The organism is Dermacoccus nishinomiyaensis (assembly GCF_900447535.1).
Classification (GTDB): Bacteria; Actinomycetota; Actinomycetes; order Actinomycetales; family Dermatophilaceae; genus Dermacoccus; species Dermacoccus nishinomiyaensis.
The window spans coordinates 2,300,357-2,319,209 of sequence record NZ_UFXX01000001.1 but is presented as its reverse complement, the minus strand read 5'-3'; the positions used below and the strand labels follow the sequence as shown (position 1 = coordinate 2,319,209).

Sequence of the window (18,853 nt, the reverse complement as noted above, 5' to 3'; positions counted from 1 at the left end):
CGTGGCTGAATGCGATCTCGAGATACCGCGCACCTGGGTCGAGTTCGACGACCCGGCGAGCGAGGCGGACGCCGTCGAGCGCTTCCGCTGCGACCTCACGTGGTTGACGTCGAACTGGACGTGCACGTTCGGCGACGGATGCTGCGGCATCGATGCGTCGAAGCCCGACCTGGGATGCTGCGTGCTCGGCGCGCACTTCACCGGCGACGAGGACGAGGCGCACACCGCGTCGGTCATGAAGACGTTGACCCGCGACGAATGGCAGTTCTACGACGAGGGCCACTCGGCTGACGGCTGGGTCGAGGTCGACGAGGACGGCGACCGCAAGACGCGCGTCGTCGAGGGTGCCTGCATCTTCTTGAACCGGCCGGGATTCGGTGACGTCACCTCGTCGGTGGAGGGTTCGGACGACGTGAGGACGGCCGGCCCCGGCCTGGGTTGCGCGCTGCATCAGAAGGCGTGGGCGACGGGCGTCGAGCCGTGGTCGCTCAAGCCCGAGGTGTGCTGGCAGTTGCCGATCCGACGTTCGTATCGTCGCGTGACGCTGCCCGACGGTGAGGAGTATCTCGAGACGACGATCGCCGAGTACGACCGTCGCGGATGGGGTTCGGGCGGGCACGACCTCGACTGGTACTGCTCGGGCAACTCCGAGGCGCACGTGGGAGCCGAGCCGGTCTACGTCTCGCAGCGACCCGAATTGGTCGAGCTCATGGGCCAGGCCGCCTACGACGTGCTCGTCACGTACTGCGAGGCGCACCTCGCAGCGGCTGCCGCGCTGGCCGTCACACCTGCCGGACGCGACCTGCTGCCGCTGTACGTGCATCCCGCGACGCTGGAGGCGCAGGGCCGCTGACGCGCTGTCGTGCATGAGGATGTCGTGCTCGGTGGGGCGGCAGGCATGGCCGGCTCACACCTTGGCGTTCAGTACCGTGACCGTGGAAACATTGGGATGTGGCGACGGGCGAAGCGAGCCCTCGACGCCGCCGCCAAGCCCCAGGGGAGCACTGTGCCGTGAACGCGACCGTCCCCTCTGCCGCCGAGTACGACTACCGCGTGTTCTGGTCATCGGAAGATGGCGCGTTCGTTGCCACCTGCGCAGAGTTCCCCTCGCTCTCATGGCTGGCCGACTCCCAGACGGCCGCGCTCACCGGGCATCACCACCTTGGTGGACGATGACCTGACCGACATGCGCACGTCGGGTGAAGAACCGCCGCCTCTTTCGCGACGGACGTACTCGGGAAAGTTCAACGTCCGACTGCCGCAGGAGCTTCACCGTCGACTGGCGCGGGAGTCGGCCCAACAGAATGTCAGCCTCAACCAATACGTCGTGAGCAAACTGGCGACGTGACGAGCTGTGGCGTGACTGCCTCCCGAGTCTGCGGATGTTGCGTCGTGAACGCGCGCCATTTCACGCTTTGATGACACAACATCGCGACGGTGGTGGCTGAGGGGGCGAAGGACGCTCCCGGGGCGGCTGAGCGCAGGATTACCCGCCATTCCGGGGTTGTCGGCGCTCGCGTCTAGGGTTTCGACCATGGCGAGCAAGGCTTCGAAGCGAACGACGTACCGCTGCACCGAGTGTGGGTGGCAGACGGTCAAGTGGGTCGGGCGATGCGGTGAGTGTCAGGCGTGGGGCACCGTCGAGGAGGTCGGCGGGCCCGTCGCCGTTCGCACCCAGGCCGCGTCGAAGGTGGCCAACCCGGCCAAGCCGATCGGCGACGTGGACGCGACGAAGGCGTCCGTCACGACGACGGGCGTCGGCGAGTTCGACCGCGTCCTGGGTGGTGGCCTCGTACCGGGCGCCGTCATGCTCGTCGCGGGAGAGCCGGGCATCGGCAAGTCGACGCTGCTGCTCGACGTCGCCGCGCGCGCGGCGCGCGCTGACACGAAGGTGCTCTACGTCAGCGGCGAGGAATCCGCGGCGCAGGTGCGTCTGCGCGCCGACCGCACGGACGCGGTCGCCGACACGCTCTACCTCGCGAGCGAGACCGACCTCGCCACCGTGCTCGCGCACATCGATGCGGTCCAACCGACGTTCCTCGTCATCGACTCCGTGCAGACGATCGCGAGCGCCGAGGTCGACGGTTCGGCCGGCAACGTCTCGCAGGTGCGCGAGGTCGCGGCCGCCATCATCCAGGTGGCGAAAGCCCGCAACATCTCGACGGTGCTCGTCGGGCACGTGACGAAGGACGGTTCGATCGCCGGCCCCCGTCTGTTGGAGCACCTCGTCGACGTCGTCATCACCTTCGAGGGCGAACGTCACTCGCGTCTGCGGCTCGTGCGCGCGGTCAAGAACCGCTACGGGCCGACCGACGAGGTCGGTTGCTTCGACCTGTCCGACGGCGGCATCCAGGGTCTGTCGGACCCGAGCTCACTGTTCCTCACCTCGCGCGACAAGCCCGTCGCTGGTACGTGCGTCACGGTGACGCTCGAGGGTCGCCGACCACTCGTGACGGAGGTACAGGCGCTCGTCGCGCCGTCGGCAGGTGGTTCGCCGCGCCGCACGACGTCAGGGGTCGACTCCTCGAGGACCGCCATGATCCTCGCCGTCCTCGAACGCCGCGCGGGTGCCCCTGTCAGCCGTGCCGACTGCTACGTCTCGACGGTCGGGGGCGCGAAGCTGAGCGAACCGGCGTCCGACCTCGCCGTCGCGTTGTCCCTGCTCAGTTCGGCGCAGGAGAAACCGCTGCCGGCGGGGCTCATCGCCGTCGGCGAGGTGGGACTTTCGGGAGACATCCGCGCCGTCAGCGGTGTGGCGCGGCGTCTCGCCGAGGCGGCGCGCATCGGGTTCGACAAGGCGATCATTCCTGCCGGGTCGCTCGGCACCGAGAAGACCCCCGCGGGCATGCGCATCGCCGAGTGCGCCGACCTCGGCTCGGCGATGCGTGCCGTCGGAACGGCATCAGGTGATTGAGCGGCCCGGTCAGCGATGCCCCGAGGGCCCGGATTCCCACCGGCCAGTTGAGTCACTTACGTCCCGACGAGTCAGTCACGACTGACTCATCCTCACCCACGTGACGCAGCCGCCCCGCCACCACGCCCGAGACATCCCAGTCGACCATCAGCACCCCCACCGACCACGACGTGATCCATCCGCCCACCCCGGCCACGGTTTCCCTAACCTGGAAGACAACCCCTCACCACGTGTGGCCACCATCACAGGCCGCGATCGGTACTGCGAAGTAACCCAAACCCGGCACTAAGGTGCCAGAGGCATCGAGCGCGCCGCATGGCTGCGCCGAGTACGACGACGACCTGAGGATGAACCAGACGTGTTTTCCGGACGTAACGCCCGCGCTGCCGCTCTGCCCGCGCAGCTGTCCCGTAGCTGGCTGCTCGCCAGCGCCATGAAGCCCGAACTCTTCGACGCGGCCCTCGCCTCCGAGGCCGATTCCGTCATCTTCGACATCGAGGATGCCGCGCCTGCGGCCGACAAGTCCACGGCGCGCGACAACGTCGTCAAGGCCCTCGAGGACGGCGCGACCGGTTGGGTGCGCATCAACGACATCAACACCGAGTTCTGGGAGGACGACCTCAACGCCCTCCACGGCATCCCCGGCCTGCGCGGCGTCATGCTGGCGAAGACGGAGAAGCCCGAGCACGTCACGCTCACGGCGATGCGCCTCAACCCGGGAACCCCCGTCCTCGCGCTCGTCGAGTCGGCCATCGGCATCGAGAACGCAACGTCGATCGCGTCCGCCCCGGGCACCTTCCGCCTCGCGTTCGGTGTCGGCGACTTCCGCCGCGACACCGGCGCGGGCGCCGACCCGATGGCGCTCGCGTACGCGCGCTCCAAGCTCGTCGTCGCCTCCCGCGTCGGCCAGCTGCCCGGTCCGATCGACGGCCCGACCCTCACCGACTCCGAGGACGAGCTGCTCGAGGCGTGCAAGGTCACCCAGAACATGGGCATGACGGGCAAGCTGACGCTGCGCATCGACCAGACCGACCCGATCAACCGTGGCCTGTCCCCCAGCCACTCTGAGATCGAGTGGGCCGCCGAACTGCTCGACTCGCACGAGCACGGCGGCGGTACACGCGACGGCAGCTACGCGCCGCGCCTGGCACGAGCGCAGAAGATCCGCAATCTCGGTGAGTCCTACGGGCTCTGGACGGTCTGATCAGCAGACATCGCGACACCTGAGCGGGTGGGTGCGCGCCGCCACGTCACGATGTGATGTCGGCGCGTGCTCGCGCGCACCCGCAGTCAGTAGAGTTCACGGTGGGTGAGGAACGAGACGAGCAGGTGGGTCATGGCAAAAGAGGCAAGTGTGACTGAGCGATCCAACGAGGCCCTGCTCTGGGAGACCCTCGCCGCCATCGCTCCCGGCACCGAACTGCGCGACGCTCTCGAACGCATCCTGCGCGGGCGCACCGGAGCGCTCATCGTCGTCGGGCACGACGACGTCGTCGACAAGATCTCGACGGGCGGCTTCCCGATCAACATCGACTTCTCCGCGACGCGCCTGCGCGAACTCGCGAAGATGGACGGCGGCATCGTCGTCAGCTCTGGCCTGGAGAAGATCATCGGTGCGGCGATCCAGTTCGTCCCCGATTCGAGCATCGAGACGCGCGAGTCCGGCACCCGTCACCGCACGGCCGAACGTGTCGCGAAGCAGACCGGTTTCCCCGTCATCTCCGTCAGCCAGTCGATGCAGATCATCGCCGTGTACGTCGGCGGCATGCGTCACGTGCTCGAGGGCTCGCCCGCGATCCTGTCGCGCGCCGGGCAGGCGCTGCAGACGCTCGAGCGTTACAAGAAGCGCCTCGACGAGGTCACTGGCTCCCTCTCCGCTCTCGAGATCGAAGACTTGGTGACGGTGCGTGACGTCGCCCAGGTGCTTCAGCGCCTCGAGATGGTGCGGCGTATCAGCGAGGAGATCTCCTCCTACGTCGTCGAACTCGGCACCGACGGACGCCTTATCGACCTGCAGCTGCAGGAACTCATCGGCGCCCTCGGCAACGACCGTGAACTTGTCATCCGTGACTACCTGGAATCCTCACGCGACGGCTACACGCTCGAACAGGCCGACGCGAACCTCGCCTCGCTGAGCAGCGACGACCTCATCGACATCAGCGCCAACGCGCGCGCGGTCGGCTTCGCCGTCGCGGGTGACGCGCTCGACGCCCTCGTCACTCCGCGCGGCTACCGGTTGCTGTCGAAGGTGCCGCGCCTGCCCGGCGCGATCATCGACCGACTCGTCGACCATTTCGGCAGCCTGCAGGCCCTGCTCGCCGCGGACTTCGACGACCTGCTCACCGTTGACGGCGTCGGCGAATCGCGCGCCCGCGCCGTGCGCGAAGGGCTCTCGCGCCTCGCCGAGAGCAGCATCCTCGAACGCTACGTGTGAGCACGCTGCTTCCGGAGGCACAGCGCGACGACCTCGTCGCACGTCTCAACGCCTGGTTCCTCGATGCCGCGCGCCCGCTGCCATGGCGCTCCCCCGACACGACACCGTGGGGCATCTTCCTGTCCGAGGTCATGAGCCAGCAGACGCCCGTCGCGCGCGTGGCTCCGATCTGGCAGGAATGGCTCGAGCGCTGGCCCACCCCGTCGGACCTGGCGGCCGCCGCGCCAGGCGAGGCCGTCCGCCACTGGGGCCGCCTCGGCTACCCGCGTCGTGCCCTGCGGCTGCACGACGCCGCCGTCACGATGGTCGAACGGCACGGCGGCGAGGTGCCGTCGACGCACGACGACCTGCTCGCGCTGCCCGGCGTCGGCGAGTACACGGCAGCGGCCGTCGCGTCGTTCGCGTTCGGTGAGCGCGTCACCGTCATCGACACGAACATCCGACGCGTCGAGGCGCGTACGGTGACCGGCGTCGAGTTCCCCCGACCCAACCTGAGCGCCGCAGAACGCCGACTCGCCGCGCTGCTGCTGCCGCAGGACGATCACGTGCTGTGGAACGCCGCGTCGATGGAGTTCGGAGCGGTCGTGTGCACCGCGAAGGCCCCCGCCTGCGGCACCTGCCCGATCATCGACGCCTGCGCCTGGCAGCTCGCGGGCGCGCCCGTCTACGACGGCCCCGCCCGGCGTGCGCAGGCCTGGGCCGGCACCGATCGGATGGTGCGCGGCAAGCTGCTCGCGGTGCTGCGCGAGGCGCACGGCCCCGTCGAACGCGCCCGCCTCGACGAGGCCTGGGACGACGACGCCCAGCGCGAGCGCTGCCTCTCATCGCTCATCGAGGACGGTCTCGTCGACCCCCTCGACGACGAGCTGTTCGCGCTGCCCGGCCGCCGCTGAGCCACCCCCTCAGACGACGATGTTGCCCGGGTTTCGGGGCGCGGGCGCCCCGGAACCCGGGCAACATCGTCGGTCGGTCAGTGAAGCGTCAGCTCGCGTGATCGGCGTGTGGCCCGGCGTCGGTCGGCTTGACGTACGCAGCCTCGGGGTTGGCCGGCGCGTGGAGGTGGAGCGATTCCATCACCTCGGCGAGAACCGCTTCCTGCCCGCCCTTCGCCTCGACGGTGGTGCCCGGCTCGTCAGCCTGCAGCGGCTCGAGCGTGTCGAGCTGGCTCTGCAGCAGGGACGCCGGCATGTAGTGACCCGTGCGCTCGGCGAGACGCTGTTCGAGCTGCTCGCGCGAGACGTCGACGTGGCAGAACGACACCGTCGGGCGCCCCTCGCGGAGCAGCTCACGGTAGCTGCGCTTGAGCGCACTGCATGTGATGACGGCGCTCTTGCCGAGGCTCTCGTGCTCGTCGATCCACTCGCCGATCTTCGTCAGCCACGGCCAGCGGTCCTCGTCCGTCAGCGGGATGCCGGCGCGCATCTTCTCGACGTTGGCCTGCGGGTGCAGGTCGTCGCCCTCGACGTACGTCCACCCCATGGCGTCGGCCAGACCCGTCGCGACGGTCGTCTTGCCCGAGCCCGAGACGCCCATGACGATGACGAACTGGGGCTGCGGTTGTGTGCTCATGCCTTTCACCCTAACGTTCGATTCTTCACCCGAGAACTGGCTCTGGCCACCGGCCCGTTCGCGGACATCGGTGCCCCTGGACACCGAACCCCCTTGCGCGCAGATGCACCCGGGTGCATCTGCGCGCAAGGGGGTTCGGTGAGTGCGAGCGCCCTGCGTCTCAGACGATGAGGTGCAGGATCCAGACGCAGGCGAAGCCGACGACGGAGATGACCGTCTCCATGAGCGACCACGACTTGAGGGTCTGCACGACGCTGAGGCCGAAGTACTCCTTGACGAGCCAGAACCCGGCGTCGTTGACGTGGCTGAAGAACAGCGAGCCGGCGCCGATCGCGAGCACGACGAGGGAGAGCTGGTTGGCGTCGAGGTGGGCGACCAGGGGCGCGACGATGCCGGCGGCGGTGATCGTCGCGACCGTCGCCGAACCCGTCGTGAGACGGATACCGACGGCGACGAGCCACGCGAGCAGCAGCGGAGAGAAGTTGCTGCCGTCTGCCCAGTCCTTGATGACGTTGCCGACGCCCGCGTCGACGAGGAGCGTCTTGAAGCCACCGCCGGCGGCGACGATGAGGATGATGCCGGCGACGGCGGGCAGGCCCGCGCTCATGATGCCGTTCGTCTTCGCGATCGACAGGCCGGCGCCCTCGCCGAGCAGGATCATCGCGACCATGGTCGAGATGAACAGCGCGACCGGCGGGTTGCCGAGGAACTCGATGACGGACAGCGCCGTGCCCTTCTTCATGCCGGCGATCTCGGCGATGGCCGAGATGAGCATGAGGACGACGGGCAGCAGGATGCACGTGATCGCTGCACCGAACGACGGGCGACGCGTGGGCGTCGTGTCGTTCTTCGCGTCGACGGCGGTGGCGCCGTCGTGCTCGCCACCGCCATGCGCGCCCGAACCCGCGTCGCGGACCGAGCCGTCGGCAGCGAGCGCCGCAGGAGCATCGACGGGCACGAGACGCGCGACGAGGCGCCCGAGCAGCGGGCCGGCGACGATGAGCGTCGGGATGGCGGCGATGATGCCGAACAGCAGGGTGCGGCCGGTGTTGGCGTGGACGGCCTCGATCGCGGCGACGGGGCCGGGGTGCGGCGGCACGAAACCGTGGAGCACCGACAGGCCGGCGAGGGCCGGGATGCCGATGAGCAGCACCGGCTGCTTCGTGCGGCGCGCGACCGACAGGACGATCGGGATGAGCAGGACGACGCCGATCTCGAAGAACATCGGCAGGCCGATGATCGCGGCGACGAGCGCCATCATCCACGGCAGTGCGGCGGCCTTGACGCCGCCGACGAGCTTGTCGACGATCGCGTTGCCGCCGCCGGAGTCGGCGAGCAGCTGACCGATCATCGCACCGAGGGCGACGAGCAGACCGACGGAGCCGGCGGTCTTGCCGAAACCGGTCGTGAAGCTGTCGACGGCGGGCTTGCCTGGCACCTGGGCGACGGCGGCGAGCGCCGCGCTGCCGAGGATGAGGCCGAGGAACGGGTGGAGCTTGAACGCGCTGATCGCGAGGACGACGACGGCGATGCCGGCGAGCGCCGCGAGGGTGAGTTGCCCGGACGACGCGTGGGAGATCGGCCCGGTCGCGTCCGCTGCAAGAAGGTGAACCATGTGCGATGGCCCTTCCCTGATGGGTGGTCAATGAGGCGCGGCCACTCGTCCAAGAACGGCCAACCGGCTCACAGTAGTCGTCGAACCCATGCATGCACCTCTGCATCGGCTGACGAATGGACAACAAACGTTTTGCTCAACCGCGCTCTTCCGAGCGTCAGAGCGTCAGCAGCATGCGCGTGTTGCCGAGGGTGTTGGGCTTGACGCGGTCGAGGTCGAGGAATTCGGCGACACCTTCGTCGTACGACTGCAGCAGTTCGTCGTAGACGGTTCGCTCGATCGGGATGCCTTCGATCTCGACGAACCCGTGGCGCGCGAAGAAGGCGGTCTCGAACGTCAGGCAGAACACGCGGTCGACGCCGATGATACGCGCCTGGTGGATGAGGGCGTCGAGCAGGCGCCCTCCGACGCCGTGGCCGCGGACGTCGCCGGACACGGCGAGCGTTCGCACCTCCGCGACGTCCTCCCACATGACGTGCAGCGCACCGCATCCGACGATGTCGTCGTCGAGCTCGGCGACGATGAACTCGCTCAGGTTCTCGTAGTAGCTGACGGCCGGTTTGTCGACGATCGCCTTCGACTCCACGTACGGCGTCACGAGCCGTCGGATGCCTCGCACATCGGCGGCGCGGGCACGGCGAAGCACGACGGAACTCATGCACTCCACCCTAGGCACTCGCTTCGGGGCCGCAGCCGCGCGTCCCAGCTGACGAACCCCGTCAAGCCCACCCGACGAGAACACGACGGTGCGGCCCGCCTCCCCCCAGGGAGGCGGGCCGCACCGCACAGGTCACCGCGCATCAGACACGGTCGGAACGTCGATCAGACCGCGGCAGCGCCTTCGCCGCCACCGGGACCACCGCCGACGGCGCCACCGAAGTCGATCGGACCCGACAGGTCGTCACTGCTCGGCGTCGCGCCCTTCATGTCGGTGTCGACCTTGTCAGACGCCCGCGTGTGCTTCGACAGCGAGATCGGCGTGCCGGAGAACGTGAACGTCGCCTCCTTGCCTTCGCCCTCGACGTCGACGAGCACGAGGTCGCCCTTCGAGATCTCGCCGAAGAGGATCTTCTCGGACAGCTGGTCCTCGATCTCGCGCTGGATCGTGCGACGCAGCGGACGTGCACCGAGAGCCGGGTCGTACCCGCGCTTTGCGAGCAGATCCTTCGCGCCCTGCGTGAGCTCGATCGCCATGTCCTGATCCTTGAGGCGCTCGTCGAGCTTCGCGACCATGAGGTCGACGATCTCGACGATCTCGGCCTGCGACAGCTGCGGGAACACGATCGTGTCGTCGACACGGTTGAGGAACTCGGGACGGAAGTGCTGCTTGAGCTCCTCGCCGACCTTCGCCTTCATCCGGTCGTAGTTGCTGCGCTGGTCGTTGCCCGCGGCGAAGCCGAGGGAGACGCCCTTCGCGATGTCGCGCGTGCCGAGGTTCGTCGTCATGATGATGACGGTGTTCTTGAAGTCGACGACGCGGCCCTGGCTGTCGGTCAGGCGGCCGTCCTCCAGGATCTGCAGCAGCGAGTTGAAGATGTCGGCGTGAGCCTTCTCCACCTCGTCGAACAGCACGACCGAGAACGGCTTGCGACGCACCTTCTCCGTCAGCTGGCCACCCTCTTCGTAGCCGACGTAGCCGGGGGGCGAACCGAACAGACGCGAGACGGTGTGCTTCTCCGCGTACTCGGACATGTCGAGCGTGATGAGCGCGTCCTCGTCACCGAAGAGGAACTCGGCGAGCGACTTGGCGAGCTCCGTCTTGCCGACACCCGTCGGGCCGGCGAAGATGAACGAACCACCGGGACGGCGCGGGTCCTTGAGGCCCGCACGCGTGCGTCGGATGGCCTGCGACAGCGCCTTGATGGCGTCGTCGTTGCCGATGACGCGCTTGTGCAGCTCGTCCTCCATGCGCAGCAGACGCGAGGACTCCTCCTCCGTCAGCTTGAACACGGGGATACCGGTCGACGCGGCGAGAACCTCTGCGACGAGCTCCTCGTCGAGGACGGCGGCGAGATCGACGTCGCCGGCCTTCCACTCCTTCTCCTTGGCCTCCTTCTCCTCGACGAGCTTGCGCTCGTCGTCACGCAGGGCAGCGGCCTTCTCGAAGTCCTGGCTGTCGATGGCCGATTCCTTCTCACGACGCACGTGAGCGATCTTCTCGTCGAACTCGCGCAGCTCCGGCGGAGCCGTCATGCGACGGATCCGCAGACGCGCGCCCGCCTCATCGATGAGGTCGATCGCCTTGTCCGGCAGGAAGCGGTCGGTGATGTACCGGTCGGCCATGTTGACGGCCCCGACGAGCGCGGCGTCCGTGATCGTGACGCGGTGGTGCGCCTCATAGCGGTCGCGCAGACCCTTGAGGATCTCGATGGCCTGCGGGATCGTCGGCTCGTTGACCTGGATCGGCTGGAACCGGCGCTCGAGCGCCGCGTCCTTCTCGATGTGCTTGCGGTACTCATCGAGCGTCGTCGCACCGATCGTCTGCAGCTCGCCACGAGCCAACATCGGCTTCAGGATCGAGGCAGCGTCGATGGCACCCTCGGCCGCACCGGCACCGACGAGGCTGTGGATCTCGTCGATGAACAGGATGATGTCGCCACGCGTGCGGATCTCCTTGAGCACCTTCTTGAGGCGCTCCTCGAAGTCACCGCGGTAGCGCGAACCGGCGACGAGCGAGCCGAGGTCGAGGGTGTAGAGGTGCTTGTCCTTGAGTGTCTCCGGCACGTCACCTGTGACGATGTCAGCGGCAAGACCCTCGACGACGGCGGTCTTGCCGACGCCGGGCTCACCGATGAGCACCGGGTTGTTCTTGGTACGGCGCGACAGCACCTGCATGACGCGCTCGATCTCCTTCTCACGCCCGATGACCGGGTCGAGCTTGCCCTCACGGGCAGCCTGCGTGAGGTTGCGACCGAACTGGTCGAGCACCGTCGAACCGGCCGGGGTGCCCTCGGCGGGGCCACCCGACGACGACGCGCCGACGCCCGCGGCCTGCGGCTCGCCCTTGCCCTGGTATCCGGACAAAAGCTGGATGACGGTGGTGCGCACCGTCGACAGGTCTGCGCCGAGCTTGACGAGCACCTGCGCGGCGACGCCCTCACCCTCGCGGATCAGGCCGAGCAGGATGTGCTCGGTGCCGATGTAGCTGTGACCGAGCTGCAGCCCCTCGCGCAGGGACAGCTCGAGAACCTTCTTCGCGCGCGGCGTGAAGGGAATGTGGCCGGACTGCGTCTGCTGCCCCTGGCCGATGATCTCCTGAACCTGCTCGCGGACGGCGTCCAGCGAGATACCCAGGGATTCGAGCGCCTTCGCGGCGACGCCCTCCCCTTCGTGGATGAGGCCCAGGAGGATGTGCTCCGTGCCGATGTAGTTGTGGTTGAGCATGCGCGCTTCTTCTTGCGCGAGCACCACGACCCGACGGGCGCGGTCGGTGAACCGTTCGAACATGTCATCTCCTCGATGCCGAGATCTCACACGATGCTAGCCGGGGCGGGTGACGACGTCAGCGTGACGCCGCATCCACCACCGGTCTTCGAAGGTGCCAACGCCGCGTGTGCCCGCCGTGTTCCGCTCCGGGCGCGTTTGGCTGCTGCGTTCGCCCAGGGCGGAACCTCGCGCCCCGATCCCGGTCGGCAGGGGCGCATGCCCTCGTGGGTCTGCCCCACCCATGACGGTCGTCACGGATAGGCTGGACACGTGACTGACGGCCCCCTCGAGCTTCGCGTCTTCGGCCTCGACTTCGCGGTGAACGTGCAGCCCGAGCGTCGTGACGCCGTCGCGCGTCAGTGGCACTGGTGCCGCCCGGACGCGCCGTCACAGCGCACGATCGCGCCCTTGCCGAGCGCGCCACATCGGGTGGGTCCGGGTGGCAGTTCGGTCGGCAGCGAGAGCGCCGCAGGCTTGCGAGCAGCCGGGACGGCTGAGGTCGAGCCGGTCGACATCGCAAAGACGATCACCGTCGATCGAATCGATGACGCCCCCGGCAGCGGCTCCGACACCGGCGACTACACGCTGACGACGACGCTCACCGGCCGCGCCATCTCGGCGCGTGCGGGCGAGTTTGTCATGCTCCACGCCGGTGGAGTCTGCGACCCCGACACGGGCGTCGTTGCCGGCCTGTTCGCAGCGTCGGGCACCGGCAAGACGACGGCGACGCAGCACTACTGCACGCACGGCTACGGCTACGTCACCGACGAGACGCTCATCTTCAACGACCGCCGTGACGTCATGCCCTACCCCAAGCCGCTGTCGGTGCTCGTCAACCCGGGTGTCTCCGGCGTCAAGACGCAGCACTGCCCCGAAGACCTCGACATGGCGCCGCCTCGTGAGGGCGCGTTGCGGCTCGGGCCGCTCGTCCTGCTCGACCGCATTCGTGACGACGCCCGCCCTGACGAGAGCGTCAACGGCGGCGATGCGGAAGCTGACGCCAAGCGCACCGCGCCCGACCGTATCGATGCCGAGGACGACAACAGCGCCGGCACTCACGAGCCCGGCGAGGCAGAGCTGAGCGAGATGCCGCTGTTCGAGGCGTTGACGCTCATCCTGCCGCAGTCGTCGGCGATGCCGCAGATCGACGGTTGCCTCGACCTGCTCGCCCGGATAGCCCTCGCCGGCGGCGGCGTCCAACGTCTGCGTTATCGCGAGATCGCCGACACGCTCCCCCTCTTGCGCGACGTGTTCACGCTGGCGCCGCAGGAGCCGTTCTGGCGTCACGTGCCCGGCACGTGGTGGACGCAGCAGCCCGACGTCGACCCATACGTGCCGCTCGCGTCGGCGACGCTGGATGCCGCCGTCACGGCCGGCGATGGCGACGATGATCGCGCCTTCGCCACGCGCGAGGATCCCGTCGCGAGCCCTGCGGACAGCGCCGAGGCCCTGACCAACGACACCGTTCTGACGCTCGCACCCTTCGTCGACGCCCTCGTCGACGAGGACGCGCTCGAGGTGCTGACGCTCATCGGCTCGACGCCCGCGCACCTGCACGGTCTCGGCGCCGTCATCCACCTGACGCTGCTCGACGGCCCCCGCTCGCTGGCTGACCTCGTCGACGTCTGCACCGCAACCCTCGGCGAGCACCCGGATGCCAACGCGCTCGTCAGACGTGCGGCCCACGACCTGCTGACGAACCGCGTCGTCCGCGTCATCCGCTGACACCTGCCCCGCTGGGGCGTTCCGCGCCGATCGACATGGCCGGCGCCGCCAACAGCCGGGGCGCCGAGGCGATCACCTCGAGCGGCTACGTTCCATGAGGACCTGTTCGCGCAGGATGTCGGCGTGCCCGCAGTGCTGGGCATGCTCGCGAAGCACGTGGAGCAGGATCCAGCGAACGCTCAACGGGCCGCGCCGGTTTCCTGACCAGATGGTGTCGCCGCCCACCCCATCCACGGCGCGTCGCGATCGTTCGCAGGCGCGAGCGAAAACGTCGAGCACGGACGCCGACGTGTCGGCGTCCGTCAGGTCGAACGACTCGTCGGGCCCGGGCTGCAGGCCGAGTTCTGCACGGCTGCGCCCTGTACGGGCCTCCTCGAACCAGACCCGTTCGACGAACGTCGCGTGCTTCACCAGGCCGAGCAGCGTCGTCTTCGACGGGACGAGCCGACGTCGGGCCTCGGCCTCGCTCAACCCGTCGAGGGACGCAGCGATCATGGCACGGTGCTGGTCGATGAACACCCCGATCTGCTGCTCGAACGAAGCGTCGTAGACGTCGGGCGCGTCGGGGTTCGCCATCATCGTCCGAGTATCACACGGCGCCCAGCGCGGCTGAGCGCGTCAGCTCGCTGCTTCGCCGCGTGCTTTCTTGGCCCGGTCGACGCTGGCCTGCAGGGCGGCGAGCAGGTCGACGACCTCGGCGCTCTCCTCCGGCTTGTCTTCGGGTTCCTTGACCTCGCCGCCCGCGAGCTTGGCCTCGACGACCTCGCGCACGGCCTGCTCGTAGGTGTCCTCGTACGCCTCGGGGTCGAAGTCACCCGACAACGACTCGACGAGCATCGCCGCCATCGCCTGCTCCGAATCCGTCACCTCCGCCTTTGCCTCGAGGACGGCGAAGTCGGGCTCGCGCACCTCGTCGGGCCACAGCAACGTATGCAGGACGATGGCCTTGCCCTCGACGCGCAGGACGGCCACCGTCACGCGCGTGCGCAACGACACCGTGACGACGGCGACGCGCCCGCTCTCCTCGAGCGCGCTACGCAGCAGGGCGTACGGCTTGAGTGCCGCCTTGTCGGGCTCGAGATAGTAGACCTTGTCGAGCACGAGCGGGCTGATCTGCTCGGCCGGCACGAACCGGTCGACGGCGATCTCCTTGCTCGTGACGAGCGGCAGGTCGGCGAGGTCGGCGTCCGTCAGCACGACCATCTGCCCCTCGGGCGTCTCGTACCCCTTCGCGATGTCGCTGTAGGCGACCTGCTCGCCGTCGATCGAGCAGACACGCTGGTACTTGATGCGTCCGCCGTCCTTCTCGTGCACCTGACGGAACTGCACGTCGTGGTTCTCCGTCGCCGAGTACAGACGTACCGGCACGTTGACGAGGCCGAAACTGACGGCACCCTTCCAGATCGCTCGCATGCCCTTCGCGCCCTTCTCGCTCGTGCGGTGTCACATCTAGGGTGAGCCTATGCGCCCGATGCTCGCGACACCGACACCTCACGTGCCGTGCGGGCCCGCGTGGCGCCACGAGGTGAAGTGGGACGGCATCCGCGCCATCGTCACCGTCCGCGGCGGTGAGGTGACGATCGCGACGCGCTCCGGCGCCGACTGCTCCGCGCGCTTCCCCGAGATCACCGGTTCACGCCTGCGCGACTTCGACGACCTCGTCCTCGACGGCGAGCTCGTCGCCCTGACGAACGGGCGGCCCGACTTCCGCGCCGTCATGCACCGACTCGCCCCCGGCGGCGGACGCTCACGCATGCGCGCCGCCAGCCCCGACGAAGCCGCGGCCCTCGCACGAACTCCTGTGCAGCTCATGACGTTCGACGTGCTGCGCGCCGCCGGGCACGACGTCATCACCCTGCCGTGGAGCGCGCGTCGTGAACTGCTCGACGGCGCCGGAATCGGTGGCTCGGGCGACGACGGATCGAGCGCCACGGCCTCCGCGATCCAGGTGTCGCCCGCGCATGACGACGGCGACGCGCTGCTCGCCGCGACCCGTGACGCGGGCCTCGAGGGCGTCGTCAGCAAGCGCGTCGATTCACCGTATCGCCCGGGCGTGCGCAGCGAGGACTGGCTCAAGAGCGTCCACCGCACCCGCGAGACGTTCGTCGTCCTCGGTTGGCGACCGGTCGACGGCACCGTCGGCGCGCTGGGCGCGATCCTCGTCGGCGAATGGGCCGACGGCGAGCTCGTCTATCGCGGACGCGTCGGCACCGGATTCTCGGCCGCGGCCGGGCGCGCGCTGCTCGAGTGGCTGACGCCGGCGCCCGAGCCGGCCGTGCCGCGCGATGCTCTCGCCGCGGAGGACGCCGTCGGCACCCACTGGGTGCGCCCCGAGATCCTCGTCGACGTCACCCACCTGGGGCGCAGCGCCGGCGGGCGGCTGCGTCAGCCCGCATACACCGGGCTGCGCCTCGACATCGCCGCACGTGAGGACGACGCATGAGCCCCGAGGTGAGCCCCACCGTCGTCGAGGTCGACGGGCGGACGCTGCGCCTGACGAATCTCGACAAGATCCTGTACCCCGCGACGGAGACGACGAAGGGTGAGGTACTGCACTATTACGCGAGCGTGGCACCGCGAATTCTCGCGCAGACGAAAGACCGGCCAGTCACCCGGCTGCGTTTTCCGCATGGTGTCGGAAAACTCGAGTTCTTCGAGAAGAACACCCCATCGGGCGCACCGCAGTGGATCGAACGCGAAGAGATCGACAAGGTCACCTACCCGTTCGTCGATTCCGTCGCCGCTCTCAGCTATTTCGCGAACCTCGCCTCCCTCGAATTCCACACACCCCAGTGGCGCTGGCGGGATGGCGAACGCGAAAATCCTGACCGCATCGTTCTCGACCTCGACCCGGGCGCTCCCGCGGGGCTCGACGAATGCGCCGCGGTCGCCGTCATGCTGCGCGAACTGCTCGGTTCTCTGGGCTGGCCCAGCGTTCCTGTCACCTCGGGCAGCAAAGGAATGCAGATCTACGCACGCCTCGACGGCACCCATTCGAGTGACGACATTCGCGAGTTCGCCCGCACCCTCGCGGAGAAGCTCACCGAGATGCGCCCCGAACTCATCACCGCGAAGATGACGAAATCACTACGCCCCGGCAAGGTGTTCATCGACTGGTCGCAGAACCTCGCGGCCAAGACGACCATCACCCCATGGTCGCTGCGTGGCCGCAACCGGCCGTTCGTCGCCACGCCGCGAACGTGGGACGAGATCGAGACGGCCCGCACCAAGCCCGGCTCCCTGCGGCAGCTCGACCTCCACGACGTGCTCGACGAACGACTCGACCGGCCCGACCCGATGGACGCCCTGCTCCGCTGAACGAATCAAACAACGAGACAAGAGCACGCAAGCGCGTCGAGCCGACACGACAGAAGGACCCTGCACTTTCCACACGGAAAGCACAGGGCCTCTCTGGAAGTTCTTCGCGCCGTGGCGAACGTCAGTTCTTCGTGGCGGCGTCGTAGGCCTTCATGAGGTCGGCCGAGACGCGGCCTCGGTCACTGACCGTCCAGCCGTTCGCGCGGCCCCAGTCACGAATGGCATTGAGGTCGGAACGACCACCGCCGCGCGTGGAGGACGCCTTCGACTGCTGCTTACGACCGCCGACCCGACGAGCGTGACCGACCCAGGTGGCGAGAGAATCACGCAGCTTGGCGGCGTTCTCGTCGGACAGGTCGATCTCGTAGTTCACACCGTCGAGGGCGAACTGGATGGTCTCGCTCGCGTCCGAGCCGTCGATGTCGTCTTCCAGCGTGACATGGATGCGCTGAGCCATGATCGGCTCCTTTCGAAGTGCGAATGATTCTGCCTCGCAGGGGCGAGGCGACGAACCCGACATTACCGTCCGATAAGCGAAAGAGCGAAACCCGGCAACCGATTTCGCTCTTTCCCCGAGTATTTTTTCAGACGCAATTCACGCGACTGGAATGGGGGCGATCATTCCGGGGGCGTCGTCGCGCGAGAACTCATCGTTCCGGGTGCAGCCTTCGGCAGGTGCGCATTCTGCAGACGCGCCTCCTCCTCGCCGGGCGCGACGGCACCCTTCGTCAGGTCGTGTTCGCGCTCCCATTGCGCCTGCGCGACGCGTTCACGCCGGTCGCCCTCCATGATGTGACGCAGGATGAGGTAGAACAGGCCGAGAATTCCGATCGACGGAATGAGCGTCTCGATGGCCGGCCACAGGCTGTCCACGGGCTCCACTTCCTTTCACGTGCAGCCGCGTCGCCGGGCCGCTCCAGGTGTTCAGTCTACGAGGCCGCGGTTCAGGCCTCGCGACCGCCGACGACGAGGGGGACGTTGTCGATCAACCGGGTCGTGCCGACCTTGGCCGCGACGGCGAGCAGCGCCTCCCCGCGGAAGTACTCGGGCACCTGCTCCAACGTGACCGGGTCGACGAGCACGAGGTAGTCGACGAGGGCCAGCGGTTCGCGCACGAGGACGTCCCGCGCAGCGCGCCGTACAGCGGCAGGGCCGGAGTTACGAGCGGCCTCACCGGCCTGGAGGGCCTTCGACAGGCACAGCGCGACCTCACGGTCGGCGTCGCTCAGATAGGCGTTGCGGCTGCTGAGGGCGAGCCCGTCGGACTCGCGGACGGTCGGTACGCCGACGATCTCGACGGACATGTCGAGGTCACGCACCATGCGCTTGATGAGCAGCAACTGCTGCGCGTCCTTCTGGCCGTAGTAGGCGCGCGTCGGGTGCACGATGTTGAGCAGCTTGTTGACGACCGTCAGCATCCCGTCGAAGTGGCCGGGGCGCGACGCACCTTCGAGGACGCCGCCCAGCGGGCCCGCCGAGACGCGCACGCCCGGCTCACCGTCGGGGTAGACGACGTCAGGGCTCGGAGCAAACACGAGGTCGGCGCCCTCGCGCTCGCAGATCTCCAGGTCGCGCTGCAGCGTGCGGGGGTAGCGCGACAGGTCCTCCCCCGCCGCGAACTGCAGCGGGTTGAGGAAGATCGTGACGACGACGGCGTCGTTCTCCTCGCGCGCGCGACGGATCAGCGTCGCATGCCCCTCGTGCAGGGCCCCCATCGTCATGACGACGCCGACGCTGCCGCCGAGGCGGCCGCGGGCGTCGGCGAACTCGGTGCGGGCGTGGGTGACGACAGGTGCGGTCATGCGTGGCTCCCGGTGGCGTGGTCAGGGACGGGGCTCGAACCTGACGGGGT

Annotated in this window: 19 protein-coding genes; 10 read left to right on the top strand and 9 right to left on the bottom strand. The window is 68.5% G+C overall.

The window, feature by feature from the left end:
* Position 1 precedes the first annotated feature (1 nt).
* The 7 genes from DYE07_RS10800 to DYE07_RS10775 all read left to right on the top strand — a co-directional run bounded on the left by DYE07_RS10800 (position 2) and on the right by DYE07_RS10775 (position 6,241).
* On the top strand, positions 2 to 853 hold the full coding sequence (locus DYE07_RS10800; RefSeq protein ID WP_038569458.1) for a DUF3109 family protein: 852 nt from the start codon (positions 2 to 4) through the stop codon (positions 851 to 853).
* A 158-nt stretch (positions 854 to 1,011) separates the two neighbouring features.
* A complete protein-coding gene (locus tag DYE07_RS15225) occupies positions 1,012 to 1,176 on the top strand; it encodes a hypothetical protein (protein WP_237723776.1) in 165 nt (54 codons plus the stop codon).
* 10 nt (positions 1,177 to 1,186) lie between these two features.
* Positions 1,187 to 1,348 carry a type II toxin-antitoxin system HicB family antitoxin gene (locus tag DYE07_RS15220; protein ID WP_237723987.1) on the top strand — a complete coding sequence of 54 codons (162 nt, stop codon included), beginning with the start codon at positions 1,187 to 1,189 and terminating at the stop codon, positions 1,346 to 1,348.
* Between the two features lie 186 nt (positions 1,349 to 1,534).
* Positions 1,535 to 2,914 carry a DNA repair protein RadA gene (gene radA, locus DYE07_RS10790; protein WP_115296966.1) on the top strand — a complete coding sequence of 460 codons (1,380 nt, stop codon included), beginning with the start codon at positions 1,535 to 1,537 and terminating at the stop codon, positions 2,912 to 2,914.
* A 358-nt stretch (positions 2,915 to 3,272) separates the two neighbouring features.
* Positions 3,273 to 4,118 (top strand): HpcH/HpaI aldolase/citrate lyase family protein, encoded by an 846-nt coding sequence (locus tag DYE07_RS10785; protein WP_006943934.1) that lies wholly within the window; start codon positions 3,273 to 3,275, stop codon positions 4,116 to 4,118.
* 132 nt (positions 4,119 to 4,250) lie between these two features.
* Positions 4,251 to 5,348 carry a DNA integrity scanning diadenylate cyclase DisA gene (disA, locus tag DYE07_RS10780; protein WP_115296965.1) on the top strand — a complete coding sequence of 366 codons (1,098 nt, stop codon included), beginning with the start codon at positions 4,251 to 4,253 and terminating at the stop codon, positions 5,346 to 5,348.
* Positions 5,345 to 6,241, top strand: coding sequence for an HhH-GPD family protein (locus DYE07_RS10775; RefSeq protein ID WP_115296964.1), 897 nt, complete (start codon positions 5,345 to 5,347; stop codon positions 6,239 to 6,241). Before disA ends, DYE07_RS10775 begins: the two co-directional genes overlap by 4 nt.
* An 88-nt stretch (positions 6,242 to 6,329) precedes the next feature.
* Here DYE07_RS10775 and DYE07_RS10770 read toward each other — a convergent pair whose 3' ends face one another.
* From DYE07_RS10770 to DYE07_RS10755, 4 genes are all read right to left on the bottom strand, one after another.
* Positions 6,330 to 6,917 carry a gluconokinase gene (locus DYE07_RS10770; RefSeq protein WP_074040199.1) on the bottom strand — a complete coding sequence of 196 codons (588 nt, stop codon included), beginning with the start codon at positions 6,915 to 6,917 and terminating at the stop codon, positions 6,330 to 6,332.
* A 160-nt stretch (positions 6,918 to 7,077) separates the two neighbouring features.
* Complete coding sequence (locus tag DYE07_RS10765) at positions 7,078 to 8,532, bottom strand: GntP family permease (RefSeq protein WP_115296963.1); 1,455 nt, start codon at positions 8,530 to 8,532, stop codon at positions 7,078 to 7,080.
* A gap of 157 nt (positions 8,533 to 8,689) precedes the next feature.
* The gene (locus tag DYE07_RS10760) at positions 8,690 to 9,190 is read right to left on the bottom strand and encodes an amino-acid N-acetyltransferase (RefSeq protein WP_038569464.1); all 501 of its coding nucleotides are present in this window, start codon (positions 9,188 to 9,190) and stop codon (positions 8,690 to 8,692) included.
* Positions 9,191 to 9,354: 164 nt separating this feature from the next.
* Positions 9,355 to 11,979 carry an ATP-dependent Clp protease ATP-binding subunit gene (locus DYE07_RS10755; protein WP_038569468.1) on the bottom strand — a complete coding sequence of 875 codons (2,625 nt, stop codon included), beginning with the start codon at positions 11,977 to 11,979 and terminating at the stop codon, positions 9,355 to 9,357.
* Positions 11,980 to 12,228: 249 nt separating this feature from the next.
* Here DYE07_RS10755 and DYE07_RS10750 point away from each other — a divergent pair, with 249 nt between their 5' ends.
* The gene (locus DYE07_RS10750; protein WP_115296962.1) at positions 12,229 to 13,683 is read left to right on the top strand and encodes a hypothetical protein; all 1,455 of its coding nucleotides are present in this window, start codon (positions 12,229 to 12,231) and stop codon (positions 13,681 to 13,683) included.
* 72 nt (positions 13,684 to 13,755) lie between these two features.
* On the opposite strand, the gene DYE07_RS10745 is transcribed toward DYE07_RS10750, so the two are convergent.
* Positions 13,756 to 14,262, bottom strand: a complete 507-nt coding sequence (locus DYE07_RS10745) for a DinB family protein (RefSeq protein ID WP_083607210.1) — start codon at positions 14,260 to 14,262, stop codon at positions 13,756 to 13,758.
* 39 nt (positions 14,263 to 14,301) lie between these two features.
* Positions 14,302 to 15,096 (bottom strand): non-homologous end joining protein Ku, encoded by a 795-nt coding sequence (gene ku, locus DYE07_RS10740; protein ID WP_115296961.1) that lies wholly within the window; start codon positions 15,094 to 15,096, stop codon positions 14,302 to 14,304.
* Positions 15,097 to 15,145: 49 nt separating this feature from the next.
* Between ku and ligD (DYE07_RS10735) the strand changes: the two genes are divergently transcribed.
* The gene (gene ligD, locus DYE07_RS10735) at positions 15,146 to 16,126 is read left to right on the top strand and encodes a non-homologous end-joining DNA ligase (RefSeq protein WP_115296960.1); all 981 of its coding nucleotides are present in this window, start codon (positions 15,146 to 15,148) and stop codon (positions 16,124 to 16,126) included.
* Entirely contained in the window at positions 16,123 to 17,001 is an 879-nt protein-coding gene (gene ligD, locus DYE07_RS10730; protein ID WP_115296959.1) for a non-homologous end-joining DNA ligase, read from the top strand. Before ligD (DYE07_RS10735) ends, ligD (DYE07_RS10730) begins: the two co-directional genes overlap by 4 nt.
* Before the next feature lie 121 nt (positions 17,002 to 17,122).
* On the opposite strand, the gene DYE07_RS10725 is transcribed toward ligD (DYE07_RS10730), so the two are convergent.
* From DYE07_RS10725 to panC, 3 genes are all read right to left on the bottom strand, one after another.
* Complete coding sequence (locus tag DYE07_RS10725) at positions 17,123 to 17,458, bottom strand: histone-like nucleoid-structuring protein Lsr2 (RefSeq protein ID WP_006943971.1); 336 nt, start codon at positions 17,456 to 17,458, stop codon at positions 17,123 to 17,125.
* A 161-nt stretch (positions 17,459 to 17,619) separates the two neighbouring features.
* Positions 17,620 to 17,874 (bottom strand): hypothetical protein, encoded by a 255-nt coding sequence (locus DYE07_RS10720; RefSeq protein ID WP_038569485.1) that lies wholly within the window; start codon positions 17,872 to 17,874, stop codon positions 17,620 to 17,622.
* A 71-nt stretch (positions 17,875 to 17,945) separates the two neighbouring features.
* On the bottom strand, positions 17,946 to 18,803 hold the full coding sequence (panC, locus tag DYE07_RS10715) for a pantoate--beta-alanine ligase (RefSeq protein ID WP_115296958.1): 858 nt from the start codon (positions 18,801 to 18,803) through the stop codon (positions 17,946 to 17,948).
* Positions 18,804 to 18,853 lie beyond the last annotated feature (50 nt).